This is a genomic window from Halodesulfovibrio sp. MK-HDV, from assembly GCF_009914765.1.
In the GTDB taxonomy this organism is placed as follows: Bacteria; Desulfobacterota; Desulfovibrionia; order Desulfovibrionales; family Desulfovibrionaceae; genus Halodesulfovibrio.
The window spans coordinates 1-9914 of record NZ_WYDS01000040.1 but is presented as its reverse complement, the minus strand read 5'-3'; the positions used below and the strand labels follow the sequence as shown (position 1 = coordinate 9914).

Genomic DNA, 9914 nt, shown 5'->3' with positions numbered 1-9914 from the left:
CCCAGACGCGATGCGCGCTTATGGTGTAACACTTGAGCAAGTAATTGGTGCGGTTAAACAATCCAACCTTGATGTGGGCGCGCGGACAATGGAGATCAACAGCGTTGAATACATCATTCGTGGTGTTGGCTTCGTAAAAAAGCTCTCTGATCTTGAAAAAGCCGTAATCAAAGTTACGGACAACACACCGATTACTGTTAAAGATATCGCCACAGTCTCGCTGGGGCCTGCCATGCGACGTGGTGCTTTGGATAAAAATGGTACAGAAGTTGTCGGTGGCGTTGTTGTCGTTCGTTATGGCGAGAACCCACTAGCAGTTATCAACAATTTGAAAGAAAAAATTACAACAATCAGCGCGGGGCTTCCAAGCAAAACGTTAGCGGACGGCACAGTCTCAAAGCTTGCTATCGTCCCGTTTTATGATCGCAGCGGTCTTATCCAAGAAACCTTGGGTACGCTAGACAATGCGCTCACAGAAGAAATCCTTATTACCATTATCGTTGTGCTTATTGCGGTAATGCATTTTAAAAGCTCTCTCGTGATTTCGTCTTTACTGCCACTTGCAGTTCTCATGTGCTTTATTGCTATGCGAGTGCTTGGGGTGGATGCAAATATTGTTGCACTTTCAGGTATCGCTATTGCCATTGGTACAATGGTGGATATGGGCATCATCATATGCGAAAACATACTTAAAAAGCTTGAAAAAGCGCCTCCCGGAGCTGACTCATTCAAACTTGTATTTGATGGTGTTGCCGAGGTTGGCAGCGCTGTTTTGACTGCTGTCGCAACGACAATCATCAGCTTCCTCCCTGTTTTTGTTATGGATGGAGCAGAGGGCAAACTTTTCAAGCCGCTGGCCTATACAAAAACTTTTGCACTCGGTGCCTCAATTCTGTTGTCACTCACGGTGTTACCTATGTTGGCGCACATGCTGTTCAAAGCACGTAAGTCACTCCATACAGGCAAAATCAAAACATACATTATGCCTGCAGGGCTTGTTGCATCAGGCTTAGTCTTAAGTGTGATGGTAAAGTGGTGGCTCGGACTTATTGTCGCCTATATTGGTGTGCGCCGCATTTTGTACGCACACCTTCCTCAAACAATAGGAAAATGGGTTGAACGTGCTGAGAACTGGCTCGTAATTATTACAATTACGATCGTACTTTCCCAACATTGGCTCCCGCTTGGACCAGAAAAAGGCTTCTTCATCAACCTGTTGTTTGCAGGGGGAGCTATTGGTAGCTTAATGGCATTCTTCTATGGATTCCAAAAAGCATACCCTTCCTTGCTCCGTTTGTTTTTGCGTCATAAAGCCACATTTATGCTGTTACCGTTCAGTATCGCTATGTTCGGTATGGTGATATGGCTGGGATTTGGAACTGTAACCAGTTGGATGCCAAATACTATTCGTGCCACAGCGCCAATGGCAATGCTAGCACACACATTTCCCGGGCTTGGCAAAGAATTTATGCCACCGCTGGACGAAGGTTCTTTTCTCTACATGCCAACAACAATGCCTCACGCCTCCATAGGTGAAGTGCAGGACATTCTTGCAAAGCAGGATAAAGCAATACAGCGAATTCCAGAAGTTCAGAGCGCTGTCGGCAAGCTTGGCAGGGCAGAAACACCGCTTGATCCTGCCCCTGTTTCAATGATTGAAACTGTCATCAACTACAAGCCACAATATCTGCTTGATGCTAATGGCAAACGCATGCGCTTTAAATTTGATACTTCGAAAAAAGATTACATGCGCTCGGTAGATAATAAACTGCTCTCAGCTCAAGACGGGTATCCATATCTTGTCCAAGGGTATTATGAACGTGATGCAGCGGGTAGACTTATTGCTGATCCCGATGGCAGGCCGTTTAGAATTTGGCGTATGGCACTTGATCCGAAGCTCAACCCTGAACGCGAACCGTGGAGTGGGGTGCGCTCCTCAAACGACATTTGGGACGCCATTGTTCAAGCAGCAGCTATGCCGGGCGTGACCAGTGCTCCAAAACTTCAACCAATTGCTGCACGAATTGTCATGCTGCAATCCGGTATGCGCGCGCCTATGGGCATTAAAGTCAAAGGCCCCACATTACCTGTCATTGAAGAATTTGGCCTCCAGCTTGAAAAATATTTAAAGCAGATTCCTTCCATAATGCCCGCAGCTGTTACTGCGGACAGGATTGTAGGGAAACCATATCTGGAAATCGTAATAAATCGCGATGCAATTGCCCGTTACGGAATCACAGTAGCAAAAGTACAGAACGTTATAGATAGCGCCGTCGGCGGACGTATAATTACTACTACAGTGGAAGGACGAGAACGCTATCCAGTACGAGTCCGCTATCAACGGGAGTTACGTGATTCTATTGAAGGGCTAGAAAACATCCTCGTAGCATCACCAACAGGAGAGCAAATTCCGTTATCCAGACTTGCCGAAATCACATATATTCGAGGTCCACAAGTCATTAAAAGTGAAGACACATTTCTTATCGGTTATGTTTTGTTTGACAAACAATCCGGCTTTGCCGAGGTCGACGTAGTAGAACAGACCCGCTACTTCCTAGATCAAAAGATTGCCAGTGGGGAACTTGTGATACCAGCAGGTGTTTCATTTGAATTTGCTGGAAGTTATGAAAACCAGATACGTGCACAAAAGAAGCTGGCTGTAATTTTGCCACTGGCATTGTTTGTCATCGTAATCATTCTGTATTTGCAGTTTAACGCGATTACCACCACGCTCATGGTTTTCTCAGGAATCCTCGTCGCGTGGTCTGGTGGCTTCATTATGATCTGGCTTTACGGGCAGGATTGGTTCTTAAATTTCTCCGTGCTCGGGACACACATGCGAGATCTCTTTCAAGTTCACCCCATTAACCTCTCAGTGGCTATCTGGGTTGGGTTCCTTGCACTCTTCGGCATTGCGTCCGATGACGGCGTAATAATGGCCACATTCCTTGATGAGTCCAAAGCAAGTCGGAATCCACAGAATATTGAAGAGGTTCACGAATTTGTAATTGAAGGGGCAAAAAGACGTATCCGTCCGGCGCTCATGACTTCTGCCACAACAATCTTAGCGTTGTTACCTATCCTTACTTCAACAGGTAAGGGCGCTGATATTATGGTACCAATGGCGATACCGTCCTTTGGGGGTATGTCCATTGCGTTGCTCACAGTCTTTGTTGTTCCCGTTCTTTATTGTTGGGTAGAAGAGGCTAGATTGAAAAATCAGGCAAAAGCAAAATAAGCCTACCTAGTTCTCAACTTTGAACAGTTACCAATAAAACGACCATCACTTAAAACTATTGCTAATGAAAAAAGCCCGTACACATTGTCAGCGTGCGGGCTTTTTTGTGGCGCGTCAAACCACACCATTTACAATTTATTAACTTATAAGGGAATAAGCACAAGAGTTGATGTAGCACTTTAACTCTTGTTCTTGTATTTTTCAGTATAAACAGCTCACGAATAAACTTCAGCAGATTGAAATATTTTTAATGAAGTCAGATAGTCCTTTTATACGGCGCGGAACAACAAAATCCGGTTGAGCAGGGGATATGAAAAACGAAACGACAGACTATATATCCTAAAGATGTTGTTTGGGATGAGTGCATCAGTCTTCTTTTCATTACAAGGATTAGCAAAGGTAATAGTAACAATTATGGAGTTTAATTTCTCTTACTTAGCCATTTGGGGCAGAGTGGCTTCAAAGACAGAACATGACTTTATATAGGAGATGACTATGACCACGTATATTGAAAAATTGGAATCCAGATACACAGCTAAAAAGTTTACCCCAAATATTTCTATTCCACCTTCCATACTGAGTGACGTGAAGAAAGTATTGCAGCTCTCTCCTTCATCAACAAATTCGCAGCCATGGCATTTTGTCATTGCTACAAGTCAAGAGAGCAAGGACAAAATTGCAGCCTCTGCTCGCGGCTTTTATGAGTTTAACGCTGGAAAGATAAAGGATGCCTCAGCGGTAGTTGTTTTATGCACAAAAACAACGATCGATACCGACTACACAAACGCTATTTTAGCTCAGGAAGAAAAAGACGGGCGTTTCCCTACTAACGAAGTACGAGAAATGAACAGAAAAGGGCGTGAGTTCTTTGTGCTGCACCATCGTGACACGATACAAGATGCGCAGCATTGGATGGAAAAACAAACATTCATTGCACTTGCAAACCTGTTGATTGGCGCAGAGCATTTAGGTTTACAGGCATGCCCTATGGAAGGTTTCGATTATGAACACCTCACAGAGCACCTTGGACTTGCAGAAAAAGGGCTTGCGCCAACGGTCATAGTATCTCTCGGCTATGGTGCAGACGACGATTTTAATGCATCGGCGCCAAAGTCCAGAATGCCACAGCAATCTGTGATTACAGAAATTTAATAAAGAAAAAGCGTCAGTAGGGAACTCCTACTGACGCTTTTTTAGTTGGATCTTTAAATAATCTGTAATACCTTTAACAAGCTCTGTTGAAATATTTTGGTTATGGTAGAGATAGGTAGAAAATTCTGGAAGTGATGCAAGCGGATGATCGGATGACAGAATTGAAAGATCCTTTGTCACTGCAGAACGTGGCAACGCTGTAATTCCTAACCCCGCCCGCGCAGCAGCTAAGACGCTTGCAACGCCTGTCCCTGTGAAAACCACATCCCACGACTTACTGTAGGCATCAAGCATGTTGATAGCCATTGCTCGAAATACACATGGTTGAGGCAGAGTCACAAGTGGCATTTGTTCTATACAGTCAGCAGAGAAAAAAGTTTCAAGCCCATGCCCATCCTTGTATGCCCAGACAACAGGGTCTGTCATAATTCTTTCCCCGTTTCCATTTATGCCCGCTCCGGCAAGCAGTATATCAAGATTACCTTCTTGGTATATTGAATCCAAATTCATTCCGAGACCAGCGTGCAACTCCAAGTGAATATTCGGGTAAGCTTTTGAGAATTTACTTACAATTTCCGGAAGTAAATCCGGTCCGAAATAATCTACAAAACCAATTCTCAAATTCCCCTTCATACTAGGCTGCTGAATCCATTGCACAGCTTCATTGTGTAATGACAAAATGCGTCGAGCATAACTTAACAGCACCTCACCATCAGCACTCAATTCAATCCCTCTGATAGCCTTGGAAAAAAGCTTTTTGCTTATCCTGTCTTCAAGTCTCTGAATTCGTTGACTGACAGCAGATTGGCTTAATCCCAAATGTTTTCCAGCCTGAGTAAATCCGTTTTGATCTACAACAGCTTCAAAACACTTCAGTAATTCAATGTCTAATTCCATACGTCCTCTGATCTTATTTGTCACAGTTCCAACGCAACTGTCATTTAAATACCGCGAGGGCAGACTACGTGCAATAACTATAAGCAATTGAAAGAATATTTACGTTATCATCTATTGAACAAAAAGAATCATGAGAAAATGTATCCAGCTAAAAAAGCAATCCATTTATTTAAATATCAACTGTATAAAATTATTTTGGCAGAGCAAAACACTACTTTTGCAGTTCCTTAATACTTTATAGAAATGTGATCGTTATGACTTTAACATTACAGTAACCGTACAATAAACAATAAAAAAAGCTTACGTAGAAATAATAGATAGTTTTCCCCCTTCATTTTATTTTTTTGTAATGATCATAAGAGCATTTAGCATAATTTGAACCCACTAAATGCTATTATGTGTGGCAAAATAGAATCACGTTATATTTGCCATCATTGATTTTTACACAAAGGGGAGGTGGTTATGGCTGATAACACATCAAAGACAAACATCACTCTAGCAACACCTGAAGATGGCGTTACCCATATAGTTGAGATCACATCAGGGACGCAGCTTACTTTTGATTTTGATCCTAAGTTGGTGGAATATGAACTGACTGAAGACGGCGACCTACTTCTGACATTCAAGAATGGAGGGGGATATACGTTTAAAGGATTTGCCGAAATCGAGGGAGACATTAATGTTTCCGTAGACGGATACGTTGTCTCCATGTCTGGTCTGCTGCTCGACATCGCTGACATCGACACTGCCTCTGGCGAGTCCAAATCGCTTACTAGCGGACAGCAAGGTTTTGAAGAGGGATTTGGAGATACTCTTGGCGGTATCGACAACCTCACGCTGCAGAGTGAAACGCTGACTGATGCAAGCGGTAATGTGTCATCAGATATCCCCGACATGACTGTTGACGTAACACCGCCGGACATAGACCCAATCGATCTGACAACACCTTCAGACTCCGGCACATTCAATGATGACAACCTAACAAATGTTGCAAATCCTGTTTTTGCAGGGTCAGCTGAAGCCTTTTCTACCGTTACATTATTTGCCGATGGGGTACTGCTTGGCACAACTACTACCAATTCTAACGGTAATTGGGAATTTGAATCTCCAACACTTGATGACGGGGTCTATGACATTACAGCTACCGCAACCGATGCAAACGGAAACACCTCCGACCCAACACCTCCACTATCTGTAGAGATAGATTTAACGACACCAGCAACTCCTGATATTACTTTTACTGATAATCAGGACGGCATTTCTACGTATATTAATGCTGAAGAAGTGACTGGTGATGGTACGCCTACCACCACAGTAAACGTTTTAGTTCCTGACAGCGCCCGTACGGGTGATACTCTTGTTATTACTTACAACGACATTAACGGTGCAGAACAGGCCGTATCAACGGTACTAACCAATGCGCAAGTTCTTGAAGGGGTAAACATAGAAGTTGCAGCAATTGGGGAATTTGAACTTAACATCACAGCCCAGGCGTTTGATCCGGCAGGTAACGAAGGGGACACAACAACTTCGTCCATTCTTATTGATACAATACTGCCGGATGCACCTGTTATTGATCTTCAAGTGGATTCTCGCTTTGACGATGATGACTACACAAACAATGGACTGCTTACATTCACAGGTGAAGCCGATTCTGTTTTACAGTTTACCGTAGTCGATGACATGGGGAACAACATTGCAACGCCACCTCAAACCTCTATGGTCAACGGTACGTTCACGTTCGACATGGATTCATTGCCTGACGGAACATACACCGTTGTAGCAACACTTACGGATGCGGCAGGCAACACCTCTGCTCCTCAAAAATTCAGTTACACACTAGACCAGACAAATCCAGATTTAGTCACGATTAACGAGAGCCTCCCTGAAATTAGTGAAGACGTTCCTTTTGACCCAAGCCTTGGGCTTTTTGTTGAACAGCTTCAAGCCAGTGAGCCCAATGTTACCTACGAAATTGTTGATGGTAACGACAACAACTGGTTCACCCTTACACCTGACGGCGAACTGTCCGTAACAGAAGAGGGTATTAATGCTGGCGTAATGAATTTTGAGCAAACGGGGCTGGGTGACGGGCGTACTATAAACATCCAGACAACAGATCAGGCCGGTAACACCAATACAAATGACTACACACTTGAAGTGACCAACGTAAACGAAAGACCGGATGCTGTAGATTTTTCATATGCTGACACAATAGAAGCTAACGCAGGCTTACAAGGCAACTTCTATGCTTTTGACAATCAGACAGACTTACCTCCGGGCATTAATTGGACACATAAAGACGCATTTGATTATGTTGAAGCACATATAAGCAACTCTGCAACTCCTACCGATGCTGCTTTCATTGCAGAACAGCTTGATTTCGGATTCCGTAGCGGCACGCTTGATACCTTCAACGAGTTAAGTGACTTTATTAGTGGAAGCGGAACAGATTTAGTTGATACCAGACCGGACGACAACTTTGACACATACGCAGATCGGGGCATTATCAAATTTGAAGGCAGTGCCTTCTTTGAGGACGGTGAACATCGTATTCGTGTTTATTCTGACGATGGTTTCCAGTTGAAAATTGACGGTGAAGTAGTTGCCAGTTTCTACAATGACAGAGCACCAGGAACTACTACCGTTAATATCGGCGACCTGACAGAAGGCTTCCACGATATAGAAATTATCTACTGGGATCAGGGCGGACGTTACGTACTGAAAATAGAAGATTCAGTACGCCCAGAAGGTGGAGCATGGTCTAATTTTGAAGTGCTTGGTAACGATCCAAGTACGTTGGTTCACAACCCACTTGTAACTGCAGAAGATAATTCACTGACTGTCGATGCAGATTTACTGGTAAATCAGGCGACAGACCCAGACCAAAACACGACATTGTCGCTAGTAGAAGACTCTCTAGAATTACAGGTAACGGTTAATGGTGTAGCTGTGATCGGCGTAGATATTCTACCGCCAGTTACTGAAAACGGCGTGACCTACACAAATGAAATTTCGGGAGTAGGTCAAATTGGTACCGACACAAACGGTAACATTGTCTTTACACCTACGGAAAATTACAACGGTGAAGTGTCATTTACCTATGAGATACAGGACGACGGAACACCGCAGCTTATTTCTGACCCAGCAACGGTTACGTTGAACGTTACTCCTGTAAACGATGCTCCGACAGCTATTGATACCACGTCCTACGATGAAGGCATTGAAGATCAAGCACTAGTAATCGCACGTGCCGATCTCTTGGAAGATCTCGACATTCAAGACGTTGAAGATGGTCAAAACGTAATTCTTGATATTGCTTCGACAAATTCAGATATTTTAAGCATCACATACAATCAAAACACTGAAGAATTCACCATTATACCAAAAGAAAACTTTAATGGTGATACACAGCTTCGAGTTAGTATTGAAGATCAGGACGGAGCGACGACATATCGCGCAATCAACGCGAACTTTGATCCTGTAAACGACATACCGACTGCTGATTTAACTACAAACTTCAATACTGGCGTGGAAGATCAAACCCTGTACATTACCCGCGCTGACATCATTTCCAGCTTAAACATTGCTGACGTGGAAGACGGGCAGAATGTCATTCTTGATCTGACCACAGCCAATCCAAATATTCAGAACATTTCATACGATGCCGTGAGTGAGCAGTATGTCATTGAACCAGTTGAAAACTTCAACGGGGATGTACAATTCAACCTGTCCATCACCGATCAGGAAGGGGCATCGATCCAGCGTACCATCGGCGCTAACTTTGATCCTGTAAACGACGTACCGACAGCCGATCTTACTACTAATTTCGATACAGGTGTGGAAGATCAAACTCTGTACATTACTCGTGCTGACATCATATCCAGCCTAAACATTACTGACGTGGAAGACGGACAAAATGTTATTCTCGATCTGACCACAGCCAATCCGAACATTCAAAACATCTCATACGACGCCGTGAATGAGCAATACGTCATTGAGCCAGTTGAAAATTTCAACGGTGATGTGCAATTCAATCTGGCCATTACCGATCAGGAAGGAACATCAATCCAACGTACCATCGGTGCGAACTTTGACCCTGTGAACGACGTACCGACAGCCGATCTTACTACTAATTTCGATACAGGTGTGGAAGATCAAACTCTGTACATTACCCGTGCAGACATCATCTCCAGCCTGAACATTGCTGACGTAGAAGACGTACAGAATGTCATTCTAGACCTGACCACAGCCAATCCGAATATTCAGAACATCTCATACGATGCTGTGAATGAGCAGTATGTCATCGAACCCGTTGAAAACTTCAACGGTGATGTGCAGTTCAACCTGTCCATTACCGATCAGGAAGGGGCGTCAATCCAGCGCACTATCGGTGCGAACTTTGATCCTGTAAACGACATACCGACTGCTGATTTGACTACAAACTTTGATACTGGCGTGGAAGATCAGACTCTGTACATTACCCGTGCTGACATCATATCCAGCCTGAATATTGATGACGTGGAAGACGGGCAGAATGTCATTCTTGATCTGACTACAGCCAATCCGAATATTCAGAACATCTCATACGATGCCGTGAGTGAGCAGTATGTCATTGAGCCCGTTG

Annotated in this window: 4 protein-coding genes; 3 read left to right on the top strand and 1 reads right to left on the bottom strand. The window is 43.8% G+C overall.

Annotated elements, in window-relative coordinates:
* The coding region (locus MKHDV_RS18275; RefSeq protein WP_160717899.1) for an efflux RND transporter permease subunit at positions 1-3238 on the top strand (3238 nt) is incomplete at its 5' end.
* Between the two features lie 495 nt (positions 3239-3733).
* Complete coding sequence (gene nfsB / locus MKHDV_RS18270; RefSeq protein WP_160717897.1) at positions 3734-4390, top strand: oxygen-insensitive NAD(P)H nitroreductase; 657 nt, start codon at positions 3734-3736, stop codon at positions 4388-4390.
* Positions 4391-4417: 27 nt separating this feature from the next.
* On the opposite strand, the gene MKHDV_RS18265 is transcribed toward nfsB, so the two are convergent.
* Positions 4418-5287: a LysR substrate-binding domain-containing protein gene (locus MKHDV_RS18265; RefSeq protein WP_160717895.1), complete on the bottom strand. Its 870-nt coding sequence runs from the start codon at positions 5285-5287 to the stop codon at positions 4418-4420.
* 462 nt (positions 5288-5749) lie between these two features.
* Between MKHDV_RS18265 and MKHDV_RS18260 the strand changes: the two genes are divergently transcribed.
* Positions 5750-9914, top strand: a 4165-nt coding sequence (locus MKHDV_RS18260) for a tandem-95 repeat protein (RefSeq protein WP_160717893.1), incomplete at its 3' end; no start/stop codon positions are given.